Here is a 908-nt window from a genome sequence, read left to right as displayed (position 1 = left end):
ACCTTGGAAGCCACGGATAGTGTCTTTCAAAGATACATACTTACCCGGTGCACCCGTAAATACTTCGGCAACGTGGAAAGGCTGTGACAAGAAACGTTCGATCTTACGAGCACGTGCAACTGTCTGCTTATCTTCTTCAGACAATTCGTCCATACCAAGAATCGCAATGATGTCTTTCAATTCAGCATAACGCTGAAGTACTGTCTGTACACCACGTGCAATTTCATAGTGCTCAGCACCAATCACCAAAGGATCTAGCTGACGAGAAGTAGAGTCTAGTGGATCGATCGCTGGGTAAATACCCTTAGAAGCGATGTCACGACTCAATACAACTGTTGCATCCAAGTGAGAGAAGGTTGTTGCTGGAGATGGGTCAGTCAAGTCATCCGCAGGTACATATACTGCCTGGATCGATGTGATCGAACCAGTCTTAGTAGATGTAATACGCTCCTGAAGAACACCCATTTCCTCAGCTAGTGTAGGCTGATAACCTACCGCTGAAGGCATACGACCTAGCAGTGCTGATACTTCAGTACCTGCCAGTGTGTAACGGTAGATATTATCAACGAACAATAGTACGTCTTTACCCTCGTCACGGAACTTCTCAGCCATTGTCAAACCAGTCAAGGCAACACGTAGCCTGTTTCCTGGTGGCTCGTTCATCTGACCGTATACCATCGCTACCTTAGAGTCTGTTGGAGTCTCTAGGTTTACAACGCCAGCTTCCTGCATTTCGTGATAGAAATCGTTACCCTCACGAGTACGCTCACCAACACCTGCGAATACTGAAAGACCAGAGTGCTTCAGTGCGATGTTGTTGATCAATTCCATCATGTTTACAGTTTTACCAACGCCCGCACCACCGAATAGACCAACTTTACCACCCTTAGCGAATGGACAAACCAAGT

The 908-nt window shown here is 46.6% G+C and carries 1 protein-coding gene; it reads right to left on the bottom strand.

Annotation, left to right across the window (positions count from 1 at the left end; all coding sequences use genetic code 11):
• Positions 1-908, bottom strand: a 908-nt coding sequence (gene atpD, locus A3756_RS15205) for a F0F1 ATP synthase subunit beta (RefSeq protein ID WP_068553804.1), incomplete at both ends; no start/stop codon positions are given.

The organism is Oleiphilus sp. HI0086 (genome assembly GCF_001635225.1).
The sequence above is the reverse complement of the archived record's forward strand: the minus strand, read 5'-3'. Positions and strand labels throughout refer to the sequence as shown.